Origin of the sequence: Ruegeria arenilitoris, from assembly GCF_013035425.1 — a bacterium.
Classification (GTDB): domain Bacteria; phylum Pseudomonadota; class Alphaproteobacteria; order Rhodobacterales; family Rhodobacteraceae; genus Ruegeria; species Ruegeria arenilitoris_A.
Genome location: NZ_WQHX01000001.1, coordinates 621,224 through 642,415, shown reverse-complemented (window position 1 = coordinate 642,415; position 21,192 = coordinate 621,224). Strand labels below are relative to the sequence as shown.

Genomic DNA, 21,192 nt, shown 5'->3' with positions numbered 1-21,192 from the left:
GTTCAATTGGGTGCATTTTTTCTTTTAGACCTCGGGCAGGGTGGCAAGCTTTCGATCGAGCATTCCTTGTAACCGGATAAGATATTCTATCAGGGTTCTTCGGTTTCGTTTAGGGTGTCCAAAGTGGGGCGAGGCAGCCCTTCGAGCAATTGAAACACTGCCCTCCTGCACTCAGCGCCTGCCCAGTCGGGTGGGAAAAACTCTGGTGGTAGATCTGGTTGGCGTAATACCACCCGCCGCCACCGATGTACCAAAAGTAATCTCAAAGTGGCGCTTTCTGTTGGTGTGGGTCGCCACGCCGCTGGCCTGGCGCGCGCCGTACGCTGCGCGGAGACCATTAATTCGCGGCAGGAACTGCGAAGATCTGTTGAGCAAAGACTCTGCTGAACCCATTCGGGCACTGAGCGGGCGGTAACCTCAAAGGCCAGCAATCCATCCGTTCGTTCCGGTACTGGACCGGGACCCAGAGCAACAGTGCGACTGATCGGAGTGTATTCATGGCTGAGCATCATATCTTCCAGCAAAGGAGTTCCGGAACCTTCCTCGGCTATCAGCAAATGCCAATGACTGATGGGCTTTGGGTTTTGGGCGTAGATTCTGGGCGACACTGCAATTGACTGCGTACGCCCAAAGTCGGTCAGGAAATGCCGCGAAACCCGCCCGATGCGGTCACTTTTGATCCAGCCGTCCTTTCGCAAACGGTGCAGCGCTACCCTAATTGCTTCGGGTTTGACGCCAATTGGCTCGATAATACGCGTTAAGGCACCGCCAGAAATCTGAGAGCCGGGTTCTTGGGCAAGATCACCAAACAGGGATACGATTATAGACCAAACCCGCTGATTTTGCGGGTCTGTCAATTCGGCGACTGCGGATTGGAACCACGTGTCTTTACTGACCATGAAAACAGTTTAACTTATTCGGAGAAATAAGAAAAACACATTCCCCATAATGCAGGATCAATCGGCGCACATGGTCAACAACTCGTATTCCGCGACCGCTTCGTCGTCTTGATTTGCGACCGTTACATGCCAGCGAACTTCGCCATAATCTTCGTTGCGGGGTGTTTTCTGTTTGACAGTTAGGCGAACCTTGATCGCATCCCCAGGTGATACCGGCTTCATAAAACGCAAGCCGTCCAGTCCGTAATTCGCAAGAACAGGGCCTTCACTCGGCTCTACGAAAAGGCCCGCAGCAAAACTTAGCACTAAATAGCCGTGGGCGACCCGCCCCGGGAAGAAAGGATTTCGCTCTGCCGCGGCTTCGTCCATGTGGGCATAGAACGTATCGCCAGTGAAATTGGCGAAATGCTCGATGTCTTCGAGAGTTATCGTTCGGGCTTCTGTGTGCAATGTCTGACCTATGCACAACTCGCTGAATTTGTAGGTAAACGGGTGATGAGGCTTTTGGATTTCAGTTGCGCCTGGAACCCATTTCTGCCCAATTTGGGTCAGCATATCTGGCGAGCCTTGAATGGCGGTTCGTTGCATATAGTGTTTGACCGCGCGGACACCGCCCAGTTCCTCGCCCCCGCCCGCGCGTCCGGGCCCACCGTGCACCATATGCGGCAACGGAGACCCGTGCCCAGTCGATTCACCCATCGAAGTGCGGTCATTAATGTAGATGCGTCCGTTGAAGGCCGCTGCGCCGATCACAACCTCACGCGCGACGTTGGTGTCGTGTGTGATCAGCGATGTCACAAGTGAACCGCCGCCCCGATTAGCAAGTGCAATAGCGTGGTCCACGTCTCTATAGCCCATTATCGTTGATACAGGCCCAAAGGCTTCGGTTTCGTGAACATGTGTTGCTGTGTCCGGAACACCGCAATAAAACAGCATTGGAGGAACAAAGGCTCCGTTTGAAACACCCTCGCCTTGAAGCTCGAATGCATCGGGTTCGCCGAAAACCTTTTCACTCTCCGTAGCGATTAAGTCAGCTTTGGCCATGACGTCGGCCTTTTGCGCGCCAGAGATCAAGGGGCCCATCTGAGTGTCGTCAATTCGGGGATCACCTATTGTCACGCGCGCCAGACGTTTCGTCAGGGCCTCGATCAATGCCGAGACCTGTACTTCGGGTGCGATAATGCGGCGAATGGCAGTACATTTCTGCCCTGCCTTTACAGTCATCTCGCGGCTGACCTCTTTAACAAAAAGATCAAATTCCGGCGTTCCGGCGACGGCATCTGGACCAAGGATCGAGGCATTCAAACTGTCCTGTTCAGCGACGAAACGGACAGAATTCCGGATGAGCGCATGAGTTTGGCGTAATTCCAGTGCCGTTTTAGCTGACCCCGTGAAACTTACTACGTCCTGACAATCAAGCCGATTCAGCATGTCGCCAAGGCCGCCCGACACCAGCTGCAACGCGCCTGCCGGTAAGAGGCCGCTTTCTAGCATTATGCGAACTGCCAACTCGGCAACATAACAGCTATTCGTCGCTGGCTTTACGATAGCGGGAACTCCCGCCAGCAAGGTGGGCGCCAGTTTTTCCAGCATGCCCCAAACTGGAAAATTGAATGCGTTGATATGGATCGCCGCCCCCAGTAAAGGAGAGCAGATGTGCTGACCCAGAAATGTTCCCTCCCGAGAAAGCCGCTCAACCTCGCCATCAAGATAGACTTGTGTATCGGGCATTTCGCGTCGGCCCTTCGATGCGAAGACGAACATCGTACCGATGCCGCCGTCGATGTCGATGAGATGATCCTTCTGCGTCGCGCCGGTCTGAAAACTCAGGTCATACAAAGCTTGTTTGTGTTTAGACAGCTCTTGCGCCAAGGCCTTGAGCATCCGTGCTCGTTGATGAAAGGTCATTTTCCGAAGGGCCGGACCGCCAGTTTCCCGCGCATAATCCAGCATGGCCTGCATATCCAGATCGCTACTTCCAGCTGTTGCGAAAGGTTCACCTGTAATGGCTGATGCTACCACTCGTGCTCCGCTTCCGGGTTTTATCCAAGAACCCGCAGCGAAACTGGAGATTTGATGCAGGGACATATATATTCTCCTGTTTTTTGAGTTTCAGCCGGATGTTGTTGAACGCACGAGTGCGAACCTTAAGGTCGCAGGCTTGCAGGGCTCCATAATTTATTGACCAACCGTTCGGTTTATGCAAGAATTTTGTTGGGTCACTTGTAAGGCGAACAGGAAATGTCCTATACAGTTCTTTCGCGAAACCATGGTCAATGGGTTGAAATCACACTGAATCGGCCTGATCGTCTGAACAGTTTCACCGACGAAATGCATCTCGCCCTGCGTACGGCACTTGAGGTTGCCCGCGACGGTGGGGCAAGGGCAATTTTGCTCACTGGCGCAGGGCGTGGATTTTGTGCCGGGCAGGATTTAGCGGATCGAAACCCTGCTAAGATGGATGGGCCACCGGATCTGGGAAGCACGGTTCGAACTTACTATGCGCCATTGGTTCGCCTGATCCGGTCTTTGAATTTTCCCGTTGTTTGCGCAGTAAACGGTGTCGCGGCGGGTGCAGGAGCTAACGTCGCTCTAGCTTGTGACGTTGTGCTGGCCGCGGAGACAGCGAAATTCATTCAGTCTTTCTCGAAGGTCGGCTTAATCCCCGATACCGGTGGCAGTTGGCACCTAACGCGATTGTTGGGTGAGGCTCGTGCAAAGGGTCTGGCTCTTACTGGGCAACCCTTGATGGCGTCTCAGGCGGAAGACTGGGGATTGATTTGGAAAGCTGTGCCGGACGACGTACTGATGTCAGAAGCCCGCGCGTTGACTGCAGATCTGGCTTCTGGGCCGACCCTCGGCCTTGCTATGACAAAACAAGTAATTCAGACGGCAGCGACAAACAATCTATCCCAACATCTAGAAGTTGAGGCCGACGCAATGCGCGTTTGCGGTCGAAGCGCCGATTACGCAGAGGGTGTCACGGCATTCCTTGAAAAGCGTGCCCCGGTTTTCCGAGGTGAATGAGATGACGCCAAAAATACGTGCTGAAAAATCGGCAGCTGCTATGTGGAGCCGGGACCAAGCCTCGCAATGGGTTGGAATGGAACTCGTCGAAATCGACGAGGGGACCGCAACGCTCGCTTTGCTGGTCGAGGGCCATCACTGTAACGGGCACGGGATTTGCCATGGTGGTGTCACGTTCATGCTGGCCGACAGTGCTTTCGCCTTTGCCTGCAACAGTCGCAACAGCTCGACCGTCGCGCAACATAACGTTATCAGTTATGTCGCGCCAGCAAGAGCTGGCGATCGTTTGACAGCCCATGCTGTGGAGCTGAACCTTACAGGGCGAAGCGGCATTTACGATGTGACGGTCATCAATCAAGACAACCTAAAAATTGCCGAGTTTCGTGGATTTTCCCGCGCACTCGGTAACCCGGTATTCGAGGAGACCTGAGATGAGGTGGATTGGATGAAAGATTTGACACCGAACAAGGCGGACCTTGAACCAATCGAAATCGCATCAATTGATGAAATCCGCGGGTTGCAGTTGGATCGCCTGAAATGGTCACTTAGACACGCGTATGAAAATGTTCCCATGTATCGCAAAAGGTTTGAAGATGCAGGGGTTCATCCGGGCGATCTGAAGACGCTCGGAGATCTTGGCCGATTCCCGTTTACGTACAAAAGTGACTTGCGCGACAATTACCCTTTCGGTCTTTTTGCCGTGCCGCGCGAACAAATCATACGCATCCACGCGTCGTCGGGAACGACCGGCAAGCCGACTGTCGTTGGTTACACGCAAGGCGATATCGATACTTGGGCCGATTTGGTCGCCCGGTCCTTGCGTGCCAGCGGGTTGCGACAGGGGAACATCATCCACTGCGCCTATGGTTATGGTCTGTTTACCGGCGGGTTGGGCGCGCATTATGGAATTGAACGCCTGGGCGCCACAGTCATCCCAATGAGCGGGGGCCAAACCGCCAAACAAGTCGACCTGATAAACGACTTTAAGCCAGACGGGATAATGGTGACGCCGTCTTATATGCTCAACATTCTTGAGCAATTCCATAAGGTCGGTTTGGATCCTCGGCAAAGCTCGCTGGCCGTGGGAGTATTTGGGGCAGAGCCGTGGACGGATTCGATGCGAGCCGAAGTCGAGCAAGCCTTCGATATGCATGCGGTCGACATATATGGACTGTCCGAGATCATGGGGCCGGGCGTTGCCAATGAGTGCGTTGAAACTAAGGACGGGCCGGTGATTTGGGAGGATCACTTCTACCCAGAGATCATCGATCCAGAGACTGGAGAGGTATTGCCGGATGGTGAAATGGGAGAGCTTGTCTTTACGACGCTTACGAAAGAAGGGCTGCCCATGGTCCGCTATCGTACGCGCGATCTGACACGGCTGCTTCCGGGGACGGCACGCTCAATGAGACGTATGGAAAAAATCACAGGGCGTTCGGATGATATGATCATCCTGCGTGGCGTAAATGTGTTCCCCAGTCAGATCGAAGAGCAGGTGTTGGCAACAGTCGGTCTTGCGCCTTATTACCAAATCGAACTTTTTCGCGCCGGGCACATGGACGCGATGCGCGTTCACGTCGAAGCCATGCTTTCTGTTTCTGATGAGGCTAGCCGGAAAGAGGCATCCCAAAAGCTGGAACGCCGAATAAAAGACGTCGTTGGACTTTCGACTGAAATCCATGTCGGGGAACCAGGCACTGTTGAGCGAAGCCAGGGCAAGGCCCGACGTGTCATCGACAACCGGAACAACTGACCTTTTTCTGGAGATAACAGATTGGCCCGCACGATCGCCAAAGACCACGACCACAAACGCACCCGTATTCTTAAATCTGCGGCGCATGTTTTCGCGCGCGAAGGGTTCGATCGGGCCTCGATGACGCAACTTGCCGCCGAATGCGGAATATCAAAAGCCAATATCTACCATTATTACGAAAGCAAAGACGCAATCTTGTTCGATATGCTGGACACCTATCTGCGGCAGTTGCGCGATGGAATTTTAGGATTGGATATGCGGGGCCTGTCCGCGTCCGACACGCTGCGCAAGGCAGTGCGGGAAATCCTACTGGCGTATCAAGGTGTGGATGACGAACACCGGGTTCAAACCAGCGGCATGTCTGCGTTGCCTCCAGATCAACAAAAGCTTCTAAAAAGTTACCAGCGGGAGTTGGTGCAGTTTCTGAGCGACATCATTGGCGACATTGCTCCTGATGTTTTCCGGGGCAACCCGGCCAAATTGCGGGCTACTACGATGTCGATATTTGGGATGCTGAACTGGTTTTATATGTGGAATACCAACGCGGACGCCGAAGCGCGGACGGAATATGCCCAGTTGGTTTGCGATCTGGCGCTAGAGGGTGTGCGCGGACTCTAAATCTTGGCTCGCAAGCGTTTGATTGGGCCCCCAAGCAATTAAGTGCTAATTGAACTCAGGAGGACCGCAATGAATGACCCCGAACGATTTGAAAAGTTCTACTTTGCCAAAGTCGGACTGGGCGAGGCATGTGGCTGCGCTGAAAAAATAATCGATGTTTTTGAATTCAATCGCCAAGGCGGTTCTTCGGCCAAGTTGGGTTTGAAATCGTTAAAATCCCGGCGAAAATCGCTAAGGTCGTTTGCCTTGAAATACGGCCTAATTAGCCGAAAGCGCCTCAGTTAACTCTTTACGGTTTCGTCAGGCCCAGTTGATCCAGAAGGTCTGACGCCTTTTTTGTCCAACTACGTTTAAGTTCGGGGCCAGATTTATGGCGAAGGCCCATTTTTCTCAGGTTTTCGGTTTTTTCTACGTTCCCCGAACCAAAGCTGGCCGCCACGTGCGGCCACCAATAGTCTACCGAGTTTTGCATTGTCTCGGTTTCCCCTTGTGCAACCAACTTGATGGCACCTTCCAAAGCAAGTTCACCGTGGTGCTCTTCAATAGGTGCAATCTCGCGGAATGCCTCGGCCAACGGTTGATAAGAGATTGATGAGAACTCGGCCAGTTGTTCGACCACCGCGTTACTCATCAATAGGTTCATTACGACAGCGTCAGTCCAACCTTGAATCGGGTAGTTGAATACAGCCAAGCGCATATCGTGTTCGCTGCGCACGGCGCCAATATCAGCACCGCGGGCCAAACGTGCCGTCCAAGGGTGATGCGTGGCGTATCTGTCGGTATCTACTCCGAATTCCCCCATTATCCTCAGGACGCGCTCGGCGCTGTCCGTTTTTTCCAGAACGATACGCGCGGCGGCGATCCGTTCCTTGATCCCCGGGCCAAGATTGATTGCGTCCGCAAAACCCGCCGCACCGGCCAGTTCACTGTCAACAAATGTGGCCATCAGTTTCATCAACTCAGCGCGATATCTGGGTGGGACATTGGTGGGGTTCGTCAAAACGCCACCTGCGGCGAGATAGCTGTCGATGGACATGGCGTCTGACATTGGCTTTTTCCCTCTATTGGTCGTAGTCGACGACGACACGGTCAGTCAGGGGATAGGCCTGACAGCTCAGAACATAGCCTTTCTCGACCTCGTAATCCTCAAGCGCGTGGTTCGACATCATCTCGACCTCGCCTTCGATCACCTTGCATCGACATGTGGAACAGACACCTGCCTTGCAAGCAAAAGGTGCATCCATGGCGTTTTCTAAGGCTCCATCCAGAATGGATTGATCCTTGAGCAACGATATTGTTTGAGTCGATCCATCCAGAGTGATTGACGCCTGTGTCTGATTGGCCTGAGTTCGATTATTCGCTGCGTCTAACTTGCGCTTGACGCGTCCCGGTTGGGCGCTGGCAAAAAGCTCGAACTTGATTTGGCTTTCATCCAATCCATGATCGCGCAAGGCGGCCGCGATACCCAGCATCATTGGCTCGGGCCCGCAGATAAAGGCTGTGTCGACGTTGTCGACGTCTATCCAGTGCTCAAACAACTGAGCACATTTTTCCCGCGTCACCAAACCAGTAAAAAGGTCAATTTCCTGCGTATCGGTTTCCAGAACATGGATTACGTTCATTCGACCGATGTAGAGGTTCTTGAGATCCTCTAGCTCCTCGCGGAACATGATCGTATTCACGCCTTTGTTTGCGTAGATGAGTGTGAAACGTGATTTTGGCTCACGGGCTAGAGTTGTGCGTAAGATCGATAGAACCGGGGTTATGCCAGACCCACCCGCAAAGCCTAGGTAATGCCGTTCAGAGGCCGGATCCAAGGGCGTGTGAAAGCTGCCCATGGGCGCCATTGCCTGCACAATGTCACCAACTTTCAAGCCTGAGTTTGCCCAACTTGAAAAAGCGCCGCCGTCCACACGCTTGATCCCTACCTGCAACACGCCATCATCTTTGCCCGCACAAATTGAATAGGACCGCCGCAGCTCTTCTCCGTCAAATTCCTGTCGGAAAGTCAGATACTGTCCGGCAGCAAAGTCGAACATTTCTGCATCTTCGTTCACAGGTTCCAAAGTCACGACAACCGCATCGCGGATGGTATTGTAGATGTCAGTGACTTTCAGATCGTGAAAGCGAGCCATGCCGTGCTCCTCCTCAGATGCACTTGAAATAATCAAAAGGTTCCATGCACTCAGTACAACGCCAATGGGCCTTGCAGGGTGTTGACCCAAACTGACTTACCTTTTGAACGGCCTTGCTGCCGCAATGTGGGCACCGCTGTGGCCCGCCCGCAGGTTGCGGCGGGGCGATGCCATACTTTTCCAGCTTTGCCCGGCCTTGTTCGCTCAACCACTCTGTCGTCCATGGCGGCGAAATGCTGGTCTCTATTTTCAGATGCTCAACGCCGTGGTCTCGCAGCGCGGTTTCAATATCCATATTGATAACCGAGGTCGCGGGACATCCGGAATAGGTCGGTGTCACGATGACTTTTAACGTTTCTGCATCCCACCGCACGTCCCGTACAATGCCCAAATCCACAACTGAGATCACTGGGATTTCGGGATCTGGAACAGCTTCCAACCATTCCCAAACCTGATCGGTTGAGACGCGCATTGGTCTTACCAGCTTGCGCCGGGATAGGCGCGTTGCAACCATTGCATCTGTGTCAGCAAGTGACCCAGATGCTCTGTATGCATCCGTCCGTCGCGACCACCCTTGTGCGCAAATCTGTTTTCTGGGATGGTGAGCGTCGCTTTGGTCATAACCTTTTCGATCAACGCGTCATATTGCGCGCGCAAATCAAATGGGTTCGGAGCGACGCCTGCATCAGTCATTATCGCATCAACTTCGTCGACAGCAAACATCTCTCCTACGTATGGCCAAAGATAATCCAGCGCCCCTTGCATACGGCTATGGCTTTCCTCTGTTCCGTCGCCAAGACCCACCACAGTGTCTCGTGAACGTTCGAGATGATATGCAACCTCCTTGCGTGCTTTGGCAGCGATGGCTGCAACGCGGTCATCCGCAGACGATTGCAGCTGTTCCAAAACGATTGAATGCCAAGCGTCGAAAAGGAATTGTCGCATTATGGTCCGGCCAAAATCACCGTTAGGAACTTCGACCAGCAGGACATTGCGAAAATCCCACGCGTCACGCAGAAAAGCCAAGTCATCCGCGCTTTGTCCGCCCTGAATCTGGCCCGCAAGCCCAAGCCACATCTGTGTCTGACCAATCAAATCCAGCGCAATATTAGCAAGCGCAATGTCCTCCTCAAGCACGGGTGCATGGCCGCACCATTCACTAACACGGTGCCCAAGGATCAAGGTGTTGTCGCCCATCCGCAGCAGAAACTGTGCCAATGCTTCGTCGTGGGTCATTACATTGCGCCTACGTCGTCTGGAATGTCGTAGAAAGTTGGGTGGCGGTAGACCTTGCTTTCGCTGGGTTCGAACATCGGCCCTTTGTCACCAGGTGATGACGCCGAAATGTTATTCGCCTCCACTACCCAAATCGAAACGCCCTCGTTTCGCCGTGTATAAACATCCCTCGCATTCTTGATCGCCGTTTCAGAATCGGGGGCGTGCAGCGAACCGACGTGGCGGTGGCTCATCCCATGTTGACCGCGAATGAAGATTTCCCATAGTGGCCATTCGTTTTTCATGCTGCTGTCTCCTTTTCTCGAAGATAAAGAAGGGTGAGTACTGCGGCCAAAGCCGCAAAACTAACTGTTTGCAACCAATAGAGAAGAGTGCCTTGGTTTTCTAAAACAGTACTTAGCGCTGAAGACAGGTTTACGGCGGAAAGTCCCAAAACAGTTCCCCAAATCGAAATCAGCGCGTAGGGCACTACGATCAGATGGCGCGATGCCGCAAAGAACAAGGATGCGTAGGTGATCAAAGTGAATGAGATGATCTTGTCCTGATAGGCGTAGTAAGGCGTATCAAAGTAAACAAACAGAACCGGCCATTTGAGGCCGCTGAAATGCGCCAGCCCCATGCAAAGAAAAAAAGCGACACTAATCAGCAGCAAAATGCGAAGTAGCGATGAAGGAGGCTTCATATGGTCACTCCGCAGCCAGATTTCTTGCACGTTTCTTTCCGGCATGTGCCAATAGCCCCTCGCGCACCCATTTGCCGTCGTCCCACGCCTTGTTACGTGCTGCAAGCCGATCGACATTGCATGGGCCGTTGCCCTTGATGACGTCAAAGAACTCGGACCAGTCAGGTTCCGAGAAATCGTAATGTCCGCGCTCATCGTTCCATTTCAAATTTGGGTCAGGAATTGTCAGTCCGAGGTAATCGGCTTGTGGCACTGTTTGATCCACGAATTTCTGACGCAGTTCGTCATTGGTATTGATCTTGATTTTCCAAGCCATCGATTGCGCCGAGTGCACCGACTCTTTGTCGGAAGGTCCAAACATCATCAAAGACGGGAACCAGAAGCGGTTTAATGCATCCTGCGCCATTTTACGCTGTTGGGGCGTACCTTCTGCCATCTTGCGGATCGCGTCATATCCCTGTCGCTGGTGAAAGCTTTCTTCCTTACAAATTCGGATCATGGCGCGCGAATAGGGTCCATAGGACGTGCGTTGAAGCGGTACCTGGTTCATGATCGCTGCGCCATCTACTAACCACCCGACTGCTCCGATATCTGCCCAATTGAGTGTCGGATAGTTGAAGATCGACGAATATTTCATTCGACCGTCCAGCAGCATTTCGGTTAACTCATCGCGGCTGACGCCTAGTGTCTCAGCCGCGCAATACAGGTAGAGACCGTGCCCAGCCTCGTCCTGTACCTTGGCCAGCAGAATTGCTTTTCGCTCAAGCGTAGGGGCGCGGGTTATCCAGTTACCCTCAGGCAGTTGTCCAACGATTTCGGAATGAGCATGCTGACTAATTTGCCGGATCAGGGTCGCACGGTAATCATCGGGCATCCAGTCCTTGGGTTCGATCTTGATATCTGCGTCGATCTTTTCCTGAAACTTACGTTCCTGTTCCGTCATTTCTTCACGGGACTTTACGCCGGTTCCAGCCGTCTTGATCATCTGAGCGTACATGCGGGCTCTCCTCCCTTAGACGCGTTCGAGAATTATTGCTGCGCCTTGGCCGACTCCGACGCACATAGCGCAAAGCGCATATTGGCCTCCGGCGCGACGCAATTGAAATGCTGCGGTCATCACTAACCTGGCACCAGACATGCCCAGCGGGTGGCCGATGGAAATTGCTCCGCCATTTGGGTTCACATGTGCCGCGTCGTCAGGAATGCCCAGCTCTCTCAGGGTGGCCAGACCTTGTGCAGCAAAAGCCTCGTTCAATTCTATCACATCCATCTGGTTGATGCTCAATCCGGCGCGGGCCAGCACTTTTCGAGTGGCGGGAACAGGGCCAATCCCCATAACACGAGGCTCTACCCCGGCGACCGACATGCCGACGACGCGTGCTATCGGGGTTAGCCCATTGCGCGTTGCAGTCTGTTCATTGGCCAGCAATATTGCAGCGGCACCGTCGTTGACACCCGAGGAATTCCCGGCTGTCACGGTTTTTTCAGGTCCGTTGATCCCCTTTAACGTAGAAAGTTTTTGCGCGTTCGTACCTGGACGAGGATGTTCGTCGGTATCGAATACAATCGGTTCACCCTTGCGCTGAGGGATTGTGACCGGGGTGATCTCCTCCTCAAACACCCCGGTCTGGTGCGCCGCGGCCCAACGGGCCTGGCTGCGTTCAGCAAAGGCATCCTGATCTTCGCGGCTGATGCCATATGTTTCCGCAACGTTATCCGCTGTTTGAGGCATCGAGTCGATACCAAACTTCTGCTGCATCTTCGGGTTCACAAACCGCCAACCGATAGTCGTGTCATAAACTGCATTGTCGCGGGTGAAGGGTGAAGTTGCTTTTGGCATAACGAAAGGAGCGCGAGTCATGCTTTCAACGCCCCCGGCGATGACCAGGTCATAGTCACCAGAGCGTAGTGCCCGCGCCGCCATACCCACCGCGTCCATGCCGCTGGCGCACAATCTGTTGACAGTCGTACCGGGGACATCGACAGGCAGTCCTGCTAAAAGGGCTGCCATCCGAGCGACATTGCGATTGCTTTCCCCGGCCTGGTTTGCATCGCCGTAGATCACATCATCCACGCTGGCCCAATCGGTTTCTGGGTTTCGCGCAATCAATGCGGAAAGTGGAATGGCGGCCAGATCGTCGGTGCGCACCTGGCTTAAACTTCCGCCATACCGCCCGATGGGGGTACGTTGTGCATCACAGATAAATGCTTCCATTTAAAGGGCTTCTCCGAAACCGTGGTAATTTGATTAGGTGACCGTTGGGTCGGTTAATATTCGCCCAGTCGATTCGTGACAAGAAAAATGTAACACGAAAATCCAAATTGACAAAAATCGGTAACATAAAAAGTGAAATCAACTCGTCAGACTGCAAGCTTCAGGTTGGGGGATTTCGACACCTTCTTCTGGTGGGCGGAACATTCGAGATCAGATCACACTGGGTATTACCATTCGAAGGATGGCTTGACGCTGAAGACCCTGCGCAGCAATTTCCGCTTCAGACATGTCCCAATAAGCCTGAACTTTCTGGGCTTTGGTGTGTACCTTCTCGAACTTAGTCAGCGCTTTGGCGGCGCTCTTTTAAAGATCGTAGCCACCTGCGGACAAGGCATTGAACTTGGTACCGACCTTCATTGAAGGTTGCATATTCGATGTCTCTTTTTGATTAGGATTTTTTCGCCTTGAAACGTAATCGATAACTACCCGTTCAGGCGGGTTAGGCTGTACATAAACGATATGCGCGGACAGAATTTCTGAAGTTTCGGAACTACAAACCAGATGCATCCGGTTTTTTGGGTTCAGCGTAGTAGAACACCCCCAGCTATATATTTTGGGATAATCGAGTGCCACTAACACGAAGTTTTTTTCACTTCTTCGAGGGGTCAATTCTTGTTTTCAAAATGACAAACTGGAAATTAGGGTTGAACAGCTCGTCAGCTCGCGCCAGTCTTTTGTCGATTTCAGAAAATTTCAGGTTTTCACGGGAGACTAAGTGGGATGTCGCAAGCAATAGAGTATGAGAAGATAGGTGATGTTGCCGTCCTTGCTGCCAACAATCCTCCGGTCAACGCGCTCGGCTTAGAAATACGTAAGGGGATTATCAACGGTTTAGAGAGCGCCGAGGTGGATGGAGCAAAGGCAGTATTGATCTATGGCAAGGGCCGTACGTATTTTTCCGGCGCAGACATACGTGAATTCGGTAAGCCACCAGTTCGGCCATTTCTGCCGGATGTGTGCGACCGCATTGAATCCTCACCGTTGCTGGTGGTATCCGCCCTGCACGGCGCAGCGCTGGGCGGGGGGCTTGAAGTTGCGCTATCCAGCCACTACCGCATAGCCATTCCCACAACCAGAATTGGTTTCCCCGAAGTCAATTTGGGGCTTATCCCAGGTGCAGGTGGCAGTCAGCGCCTACCGCGTATCTCAGGTGTCAGCGCTGCGTTGGAAATCATTACATCCGGACGCCACGTACTTGCGCCCGAAGCATTAGAATTGGGTATTTTGGACGAAGTTCAGGATGGTGATCCTTGCGAGATCGGTCTGAGTTACGTGCAGGCCCTTTTGCAAAGATCAGCGCCGCGTCGGCCAATTTCGGAGCTGCCTTCGCCTGCCGGGATCGACTTTGACGCAGCCTACGAAGCAATGCTGAAAAAAGGTCGGGGGCAGTTATCCGGGGCGGTGGCCGTGCGGGCGGTGCAAGCCGCTTGCGAAGCCGATAGTTTTGCGGCGGGGCTGGCACGCGAGCGCGAGCTGTTTCTGGAGCTTATGGGCACAGACCAGCGCAAGGGTCTGATCCACGCCTTTTTTGCCGAGCGAGCAGTTGCCAAGCTACCCGAATTGAAAGGTGTCGAACCGCGGATCCTGCATCAGGTTGGTGTTGTCGGCGGCGGCACGATGGGGGCCGGAATTGCATCTGCGGTACTATTGGCAGGCTTACCAGTTGTGATGCTTGAGATGTCGCACGAAGCGGCCCACGCTGCAAAGAACCGAATTGCCTCCAACCTAAACGGCGCGGTTAAACGAGGTAAGCTGAGCCAAAGCGATTTTGACGAAATTCTCCAAGACCGGCTTGTTCTGGCTATAGACTATGGTGCACTCAGCAACGTCGATCTGGTGGTCGAGGCCGTTTTCGAGGACATGGAGGTAAAGAAGCAAGTGTTCTCGTCATTGGATGCGGTTTGTAAGCCAGGTGCGGTTTTGGCGACAAACACGTCCTATCTGGATATTAACGAGATAGGGGCGACCACTTCACGGCCCCAAGATGTAATTGGGTTGCATTTCTTTTCCCCCGCCCACGTGATGAAGTTGCTTGAGGTCGTTGTGGCGGATGAGACGTCTTCGGAGGTTATGGCCACTGGGTTTGCTTTGGGGCGTCGATTAGGCAAAGTTTCCGTTCGCGCAGGCGTTTGCGACGGTTTCATTGGGAACCGCATTCTCAATACCTACAGAGCTTGTGCCGATCATATGGTTTTGGATGGGGCGACCCCTTATCAGATTGACAAGGCGCTGACTGATTTCGGTTTTGCCATGGGACCATTTGCTGTGTCCGACCTTTCTGGTCTGGATATCGGTTGGGCGATGCGCAAAAGGAAAAGAGCAGAAGGGCTGAACCCTCAAGCCCGCGACAGCTCATATGCCGACAAGCTGTGCGAGGCAGGGCATTTCGGTCAAAAGACGGGCAGGGGGTATTACGTCTACGAACCAGGTAAACGGACTGGCACGCCAAATCCTGACGTCATGTCTTTGGTTGAGGCAGATCGTGATGCACGGGGTATCGTTGCGCGCTCATTTTCAGACGAAGAGATTTTACGCCGTTACATGGCCTCGATGGTTAACGAAGCCGCCAAAGTCGTTGGCGAAGGCATCGCAAGTCGTCCGCTGGATGTCGACGTAACATTGCTGTTTGGCTACGGTTTTCCGCGTTTTTTTGGGGGGCCATTGAAATGGGCGGACTTGCAGGGTTTGCCCGGAATACTAGAAGACATTCGGAAATGGTCGAACGAAGACTCGTTTTCCTGGCAACCAGCGCCGTTGCTGGAACAACTCGTATCTGAAGGGAAAACCTTCGAGGATCTGAACGCGCATAACTGAAACTTGCTACGAGCGATAAGTTTCTACTATCAACCCATCTGAAAATTCAGTTTTCACGGGGCTGCAGATAGAAAGAAGTGCACTTTATGACAATGCGCGTTCCGCTGCGGTTCGGATGGCTTGGATATTCTCTCCGTAGATATTCGGGTTTTCTACTGATCCACCTTTGAATACTGCCGATCCCGCAACAAGCACATCAGCACCTGCCTCTGCGACCAGAGGTGCGGTACTAGGATCGACGCCGCCGTCAATTTCGATGTGTATTGGCCGATCCCCAATCATTTCGCGCAGACGGCGCACTTTGTCGGTCATGTCGATGAATTTCTGGCCACCAAAACCGGGGTTTACTGTCATCACGCAAACCAAATCCGCCAAATCCAGCAGGTGTTCTACGGATTCCGCCGACGTGCCAGGGTTCAGCGCAACGCCTGCTTTCATTCCCGCCGCCCGGATCGCCTGCAATGTACGATGAATGTGCGGGCCAGCTTCGATGTGCGCCGTCAGGATGTCCGCTCCTGCATCAGCATAGGCCTGAATGTATGGATCGACCGGCGTGATCATTAGGTGTACGTCCATTACCGTTTTCACATGCGGACGAAATGCTTTGACTGCCGGGGGTCCAAAAGTGAGATTGGGAACGAAATGACCGTCCATGACATCAACATGAACCCAATCTGCCCCCTGTGCTTCGATGGCCTGAATTTCCTGCCCAAAATTTGCGAAATCGGCAGAAAGGATCGAAGGGGCGATCTTGATCTTACGGTCAAAGCTCATTTTGGCCTCATGCAATACATGGATTTATCAGCGCGTATATCCGCGATTTTTAACAAAGTGTAGAGCTTGCGGCGCAATACCGGCATTTACAAAACTTTCATCAAACCGACACATATTCGTTGGCCGCCGTCTATAGCTGACCTCCAAAGTCAATTGGGGGTGGCACGTGCTGCGGATCGAGAAACTGACCAAACGCTTTGGCGGCAATATCGCCGTAGATTCTGCAACGCTGGACGTCGACAAGCCCTGCATGATTGGAATTATCGGTCGGTCAGGCGCAGGGAAATCAACGCTTCTGCGGATGGTCAATCGACTTACGGATGCCAGCGATGGCAAAATTGTTTTTGAAGGCCGCGATGTTACAACATTGAAGGGCCGCGAAAAAAGGGCATGGCAAGCCGATTGCGCAATGATCTTCCAGCAGTTCAATCTGGTTCCGCGCATGGACGTCGTGTCAAACGTGCTGCATGGAACGCTGAATCGGCACTCGACGCTGGCGACAATGTTCAATCTATTTCCTATGGAGGAAATTCATCGGGCAATCGATATTCTTGATCGTCTTGGTATTGCCGAGCACGCGCCGAAAAGGGCCGAAGCCCTTTCGGGAGGTCAGCAACAAAGGGTCGCCATTGCCCGCGCCCTGATGCAGGACCCGAGGATTATTCTGGCAGATGAGCCCATTGCCTCGTTGGACCCAATGAACGCTCAGGTCGTGATGCAGGCGCTGCGTCGTATCCACGAGGAAGACGGTCGCACTGTAATTGCCAATCTGCACACACTGGATACCGCGCGTCGGTATTGTGATCGCGTCGTTGGAATGCGGGATGGTCGCATAGTATTCGACGGGTTGCCTGAGCAGCTCACGACAGGAGTCGCACGCGAAATCTACGGTGCCGATACAAGCTTTTCAGAAGAAGCGACATCAACCGAGATCGATACGCTCGACGCCACGCAAAAGGCTCTTATGGAAGCTGAAGCAACCATTTAAGCCGACAAAAACCTTTCATCACCTGGTCTGATGAGAGGCCGGGGACATCAACCTGGAGAGAGACAGATGAAAAAAATAGTTGCTGCCCTTGTTGCGACCACGGTTATGGCCACACCGGCCATTGCTCAGGAAATCAGCGAGTTTCGCATCGGCCTTTTGGGCGGCGAAAACGCGCAGGATCGCCTAAACAACAATGAGTGTTTGCGTAAGTACACCGAAGAAGAGCTGGGCGTTGAAACCAAACTGTTCGCCCCTGCGGACTATGATGGTGTCATTCAGGGTTTGCTGGGTGGTACAATCGACATGGCATGGCTTGGCGCGTCGGGCTATGCAAAGACGTATCTGAGCGATCCCGAAGCGGTCGAGCCGGTACTGGTTAAAGTCAATGTCGATGGCGGCTATGGTTATTATTCGATCGGTTTTGCCCGTAAGGATAGCGGCATAACCTCGCTGGAAGACATGAAGGGCAAGACCTTTGGTTTCGGTGACCCGAACTCGACATCCGGTTATTTGATCCCGTCGATTGAAATCCCTCAAGCCACTGGCGCGACCATGGACTCTGGTGACTACTTTGGTGAAGTTAAATTCACAGGAGGACACGAGCAGACCATCGTTGCCGTCAACAATGGGGACGTTGATGGCGGCGTGACCTGGGCCGATGGTCTGGGCGATTGGGAAGACGGCTTTAACTCGGGCGCATTGCGTCGCGCGGTTGATGCGGGCTTGGTCGATATGAACGACATGGTCATGATCTGGCAATCAAAGCCGATCCCAGAAGGCCCGATTGTTCTGCGTACGGCCCTTCCAGCTGACGTCAAAGAGAAAATGACAACCCTGATGGCGGGGCTGGCCGTGAAAGATCGTGATTGCTTTTACGGCGTAGCGGCAGGTGAAGCCAAAGCGTTCGAGCCGATCACACATGATGCTTATGAAATCATAATCGAAGCACGCAAGCTGAAGTCAAACTAAGCTAGCAGTTCAATATATTGGGGTCTGGTGTCTCATCAGGCCCCGATTTCCGCGCGGGAGCATTCCATGACAGACCAGACCGCTGGGTTCCTCAGCGTTTCGCAAATCCGCGATGAATATACTTCACTGACGCGACGCAAACGGGTCTATGGTGGCATTCTTCTGATAGTCTTCATAGCCGTTATGGCTTCGGGGTTTCGTATTGCCGACAATCGAAATGCCGGGAGCTTTTTCGATGGCTGGCATCGGATATTAGATTATCCAACTGTGGTGCTCTCAGAAGCATGGGAGAAAATCGCTGAGATGCCTTCGCATCTTGTAGCCTTTTTCCCCGCTTTGGTAGAGACCATCAACATAGCCGCAGCCTCAACTTTGATCGGAACCATCGCAGGTACATTTCTGGCGCTGATGTCAACGCGTGGAATGGCGCTTTGGCCATCTCTGATCCCGCTTTTCAGACGTATCTCGGACATCTGCCGCGCAATACCCGAGATCGTTATCGCCTTGGTTTTGATCTTTGTTCTTGGTGGGGGTCCTGTTCCGGCAATGATTGCAATTGCCATACACACTGCGGGTGCATTGGGAAAATTGTTTTCCGAAGTAAACGAAAACGCGTCACTTAAGCCGGTCGAAGGGTTGCATTCCGTCGGAGCCAATTGGTCTCAGCGGATGTATTTGGGCGTGATTCCTCAGGTGGGCCCGAACTACGTGAGTTATGCTCTGCTGCGGTTTGAGATCAACATTCGAGCTTCGGCCATTCTTGGATTCGTCGGTGCAGGTGGACTTGGTTATGAACTGCGCAACGCGATGTCCTGGGGGCAGGGTCGCTATGACGAAGCTGCGGCAATCTTCATTTTGCTATTCGTGACTATCGTAGTCGTAGATCAACTCTCGGGTTTGCTGCGGGAACGACTGACTCATGGTTCCAATAAAGGGGCACGGGCATGAGCACTTTTGCAACCGATCTGAGCGTCGATGACCTGAAGAACGAAGCGAGCCGATTATTCAATCGCAAGCGCCTGACAAATTTCGGCCTGCCTGCACTGTTGCTTGCTTACCTGACATATGTGTTCTTTGCGTTCGATGTGCCTGGCCTTACCTCACGCGCTGATTGGGAAAACGGTAAAACTCTGGTTTCTGACAGCTACAGCTACAAAACGCACGTTGAAAGGGATAACCGCAACGCCGAGATCGCGATAGCGATCGAGGGCGAACGCAAGGGCACCTATCCGGAAGGAATGACACCTGATTGGGTTACATTGGGCGAAACGACTGTGATCGATCTTGAGGACGGCCACGTCGTACGTTTCGGCCCTGAGACGGTCGAGTATGACATTCCAGGCTATGGAACGGTTCGTGCAACGCCGACGCGGACAGCAGGGGTACAAGCCGAACTGCCTGACGGAGAAATTCCAGAGTGGATAAATTTGTCCAAAAACCGTTTGGCCGTAACAACAGATGCCGGGCGATTAACCGTAACACGAAACAGGTCCGAAGTTTTTCGTTATTTCACCGGATGGGAGCTGTTCTGGTTCACGCTGGATAGCCCTTATTATGGTCAATCCTTTACCGAGCTTGCCGGGCGGGCCGTATCCGGTGAAGCAGGCGAGATATTTAGCGATTTCTGGACAAACAAGATGTGGCGGCATCAGGACGTCGCCTGGGCAATTTTCGAAACAATTCTCATGGCCTTTTTAGGCACATTTGGTGCGGCGATGGTCGCGCTTCCGTTGGCCTTTCTGGCAACGCGTAACTTTAACCCGCTAAAATCAGTACGTTTTTTTACGCGCCGGGTTTTTGATTTCGTGCGTGGGGTGGATGCCTTGATCTGGACAGTAGTGCTGGCCCGCGCTTTTGGTCCGGGACCGCTGACCGGCGCGTTGGCGATATTGATTACGGACACTGGAACCTTCGGAAAAATCTTTTCGGAAGCGTTGGAGAACGTTGATCAAAAACAGATTGAAGGTGTGCAATCCACAGGGGCAAATGCGCCCCAGCGGTACAGGTTCGGCGTGATCCCTCAGGTAACTCCGGTTCTACTCAGTCAGCTACTTTATTTTCTGGAATCCAATACCCGCAGTGCCACGGTAATTGGTGCAATTACGGGCGGCGGCATTGGCTTGCTGTTGACGCAGGCAATCATCACGCAAAAAGATTGGGAGGAAGTAGCATACTACATAATGCTTATTATCCTGATGGTGATGTTGATGGACTGGTTTTCGGGTTGGCTGCGTAAACGCCTGATCCAAGGTAAGACGTAACAAAGCATTAACCGCAAAAACGAAAACGCGGCTGGCGACAGCTAGTTCGCGTTCAGATATCAGAATTGAAAAACAGACAATGACACGCCTCCGTTCCGACAAACCTTTCCTCCATCCCGATTGCCAGATTTCCAACAGTAGTTTTGGGGCTTTTGTAGAAATCGGAGCCGGGACACGGGTCGTAAATTCGGAGTTCGGGGACTATTCGTACTGTGACCGAACTTGTGATATCGCGAATACGAGGATTGGCAAGTTCTCGAATATCGCCAGCTTCACGCGAATAGGTGCAACTGATCATCCCATGGACAAGGCCTCGTTGCACCACTTTCATTATCGGTCGACCAGCTATTGGGACGATGCAGAAGATGATGCGGAGTGGTTTGAATACCGCGCGAGCCGAAGGACCGAAATTGGGCACGACACCTGGATCGGACATGCTGCGATAATCAAGCCCGAAGTCACTATCGGTCACGGGGCAGTTGTCGCATCCGGAGCAATAGTCACCAAGGACGTAGCACCATATACAATCGTTGCAGGCGTCACGGCCGAACCTATACGTCGGCGTTTTTCAATGGATATTTCCGAGCGTATGACAGCGTTGGCTTGGTGGGATTGGAGCCATGACCGCCTTAGAGAAGCTTTATCGGATTTCCGAACTCTGAAAGCCGAGGCATTTCTGGAAAAGTATGAATGAAGCCCCAAAACACATCATCAGACTAGCGCTTTCGTCTAAATCGAGCCTGTGGTTCAGTCCTTGCTTT

General features: G+C 52.9%; 23 protein-coding genes. 12 read left to right on the top strand and 11 right to left on the bottom strand.

The window, feature by feature from the left end; genetic code table 11:
- Positions 1-89: 89 nt before the first annotated feature.
- Positions 90-899: a PaaX family transcriptional regulator C-terminal domain-containing protein gene (locus GOV45_RS03075; protein WP_170474059.1), complete on the bottom strand. Its 810-nt coding sequence runs from the start codon at positions 897-899 to the stop codon at positions 90-92.
- 57 nt (positions 900-956) lie between these two features.
- Positions 957-2,987 carry a phenylacetic acid degradation bifunctional protein PaaZ gene (gene paaZ / locus GOV45_RS03070; protein WP_170474057.1) on the bottom strand — a complete coding sequence of 677 codons (2,031 nt, stop codon included), beginning with the start codon at positions 2,985-2,987 and terminating at the stop codon, positions 957-959.
- Positions 2,988-3,140: 153 nt separating this feature from the next.
- Between paaZ and paaG the strand changes: the two genes are divergently transcribed.
- From paaG to GOV45_RS03045, 5 genes are all read left to right on the top strand, one after another.
- A complete protein-coding gene (paaG, locus tag GOV45_RS03065) occupies positions 3,141-3,926 on the top strand; it encodes a 2-(1,2-epoxy-1,2-dihydrophenyl)acetyl-CoA isomerase PaaG (RefSeq protein WP_170474054.1) in 786 nt (261 codons plus the stop codon).
- Position 3,927: 1 nt separating this feature from the next.
- Positions 3,928-4,356 carry a hydroxyphenylacetyl-CoA thioesterase PaaI gene (gene paaI / locus GOV45_RS03060; protein WP_170474052.1) on the top strand — a complete coding sequence of 143 codons (429 nt, stop codon included), beginning with the start codon at positions 3,928-3,930 and terminating at the stop codon, positions 4,354-4,356.
- Positions 4,357-4,371: 15 nt separating this feature from the next.
- On the top strand, positions 4,372-5,679 hold the full coding sequence (paaK, locus tag GOV45_RS03055; RefSeq protein ID WP_170474048.1) for a phenylacetate--CoA ligase PaaK: 1,308 nt from the start codon (positions 4,372-4,374) through the stop codon (positions 5,677-5,679).
- Between the two features lie 21 nt (positions 5,680-5,700).
- Positions 5,701-6,297 (top strand): TetR/AcrR family transcriptional regulator, encoded by a 597-nt coding sequence (locus GOV45_RS03050; protein ID WP_170474045.1) that lies wholly within the window; start codon positions 5,701-5,703, stop codon positions 6,295-6,297.
- Positions 6,298-6,366: 69 nt separating this feature from the next.
- Positions 6,367-6,582 (top strand): hypothetical protein, encoded by a 216-nt coding sequence (locus GOV45_RS03045; protein ID WP_170474041.1) that lies wholly within the window; start codon positions 6,367-6,369, stop codon positions 6,580-6,582.
- Positions 6,583-6,586: 4 nt separating this feature from the next.
- On the opposite strand, the gene GOV45_RS03040 is transcribed toward GOV45_RS03045, so the two are convergent.
- From GOV45_RS03040 to pcaF, 8 genes are read right to left on the bottom strand one after another with little or no spacing between them, the layout of a single operon-like run.
- Positions 6,587-7,345, bottom strand: a complete 759-nt coding sequence (locus GOV45_RS03040) for a Phenylacetic acid catabolic protein (protein ID WP_170474038.1) — start codon at positions 7,343-7,345, stop codon at positions 6,587-6,589.
- 13 nt (positions 7,346-7,358) lie between these two features.
- Complete coding sequence (gene paaE / locus GOV45_RS03035) at positions 7,359-8,432, bottom strand: 1,2-phenylacetyl-CoA epoxidase subunit PaaE (RefSeq protein WP_170474035.1); 1,074 nt, start codon at positions 8,430-8,432, stop codon at positions 7,359-7,361.
- 13 nt (positions 8,433-8,445) lie between these two features.
- Positions 8,446-8,904: a 1,2-phenylacetyl-CoA epoxidase subunit PaaD gene (gene paaD / locus GOV45_RS03030; RefSeq protein WP_170474032.1), complete on the bottom strand. Its 459-nt coding sequence runs from the start codon at positions 8,902-8,904 to the stop codon at positions 8,446-8,448.
- Between the two features lie 5 nt (positions 8,905-8,909).
- Entirely contained in the window at positions 8,910-9,668 is a 759-nt protein-coding gene (gene paaC, locus GOV45_RS03025) for a 1,2-phenylacetyl-CoA epoxidase subunit PaaC (protein WP_170474028.1), read from the bottom strand.
- On the bottom strand, positions 9,668-9,952 hold the full coding sequence (gene paaB, locus GOV45_RS03020; protein WP_170474026.1) for a 1,2-phenylacetyl-CoA epoxidase subunit PaaB: 285 nt from the start codon (positions 9,950-9,952) through the stop codon (positions 9,668-9,670). Before paaB ends, paaC begins: the two co-directional genes overlap by 1 nt.
- Positions 9,949-10,350, bottom strand: a complete 402-nt coding sequence (locus tag GOV45_RS03015; RefSeq protein ID WP_170474023.1) for a hypothetical protein — start codon at positions 10,348-10,350, stop codon at positions 9,949-9,951. Before GOV45_RS03015 ends, paaB begins: the two co-directional genes overlap by 4 nt.
- Before the next feature lie 4 nt (positions 10,351-10,354).
- On the bottom strand, positions 10,355-11,347 hold the full coding sequence (gene paaA, locus GOV45_RS03010) for a 1,2-phenylacetyl-CoA epoxidase subunit PaaA (RefSeq protein ID WP_170474020.1): 993 nt from the start codon (positions 11,345-11,347) through the stop codon (positions 10,355-10,357).
- A 15-nt stretch (positions 11,348-11,362) separates the two neighbouring features.
- Positions 11,363-12,565: a 3-oxoadipyl-CoA thiolase gene (gene pcaF / locus GOV45_RS03005; RefSeq protein ID WP_170474017.1), complete on the bottom strand. Its 1,203-nt coding sequence runs from the start codon at positions 12,563-12,565 to the stop codon at positions 11,363-11,365.
- Between the two features lie 132 nt (positions 12,566-12,697).
- Between pcaF and GOV45_RS03000 the strand changes: the two genes are divergently transcribed.
- Together GOV45_RS03000 and GOV45_RS02995 are read left to right on the top strand one after the other, a co-directional pair.
- The gene (locus GOV45_RS03000) at positions 12,698-12,985 is read left to right on the top strand and encodes a hypothetical protein (RefSeq protein ID WP_170474014.1); all 288 of its coding nucleotides are present in this window, start codon (positions 12,698-12,700) and stop codon (positions 12,983-12,985) included.
- 360 nt (positions 12,986-13,345) lie between these two features.
- A complete protein-coding gene (locus tag GOV45_RS02995) occupies positions 13,346-15,439 on the top strand; it encodes a 3-hydroxyacyl-CoA dehydrogenase NAD-binding domain-containing protein (RefSeq protein WP_170474011.1) in 2,094 nt (697 codons plus the stop codon).
- Between the two features lie 84 nt (positions 15,440-15,523).
- On the opposite strand, the gene rpe is transcribed toward GOV45_RS02995, so the two are convergent.
- Entirely contained in the window at positions 15,524-16,213 is a 690-nt protein-coding gene (rpe, locus tag GOV45_RS02990) for a ribulose-phosphate 3-epimerase (RefSeq protein ID WP_170474008.1), read from the bottom strand.
- Between the two features lie 166 nt (positions 16,214-16,379).
- Between rpe and phnC the strand changes: the two genes are divergently transcribed.
- The 5 genes from phnC (at position 16,380) to GOV45_RS02965 (ending at position 21,125) form a co-directional block, all read left to right on the top strand.
- Positions 16,380-17,201: a phosphonate ABC transporter ATP-binding protein gene (phnC, locus tag GOV45_RS02985; RefSeq protein WP_170474006.1), complete on the top strand. Its 822-nt coding sequence runs from the start codon at positions 16,380-16,382 to the stop codon at positions 17,199-17,201.
- Between the two features lie 66 nt (positions 17,202-17,267).
- Positions 17,268-18,170, top strand: a complete 903-nt coding sequence (gene phnD, locus GOV45_RS02980) for a phosphonate ABC transporter substrate-binding protein (protein WP_170474004.1) — start codon at positions 17,268-17,270, stop codon at positions 18,168-18,170.
- Positions 18,171-18,236: 66 nt separating this feature from the next.
- Positions 18,237-19,118, top strand: coding sequence for a phosphonate ABC transporter, permease protein PhnE (phnE, locus tag GOV45_RS02975; protein WP_170474001.1), 882 nt, complete (start codon positions 18,237-18,239; stop codon positions 19,116-19,118).
- On the top strand, positions 19,115-20,431 hold the full coding sequence (phnE, locus tag GOV45_RS02970; protein WP_170473998.1) for a phosphonate ABC transporter, permease protein PhnE: 1,317 nt from the start codon (positions 19,115-19,117) through the stop codon (positions 20,429-20,431). The genes phnE (GOV45_RS02975) and phnE (GOV45_RS02970) overlap by 4 nt, the downstream gene beginning before the upstream one ends.
- A 79-nt stretch (positions 20,432-20,510) precedes the next feature.
- Positions 20,511-21,125, top strand: coding sequence for a chloramphenicol acetyltransferase (locus GOV45_RS02965; protein ID WP_170473995.1), 615 nt, complete (start codon positions 20,511-20,513; stop codon positions 21,123-21,125).
- The last annotated feature ends 67 nt before the right edge of the window (positions 21,126-21,192 follow it).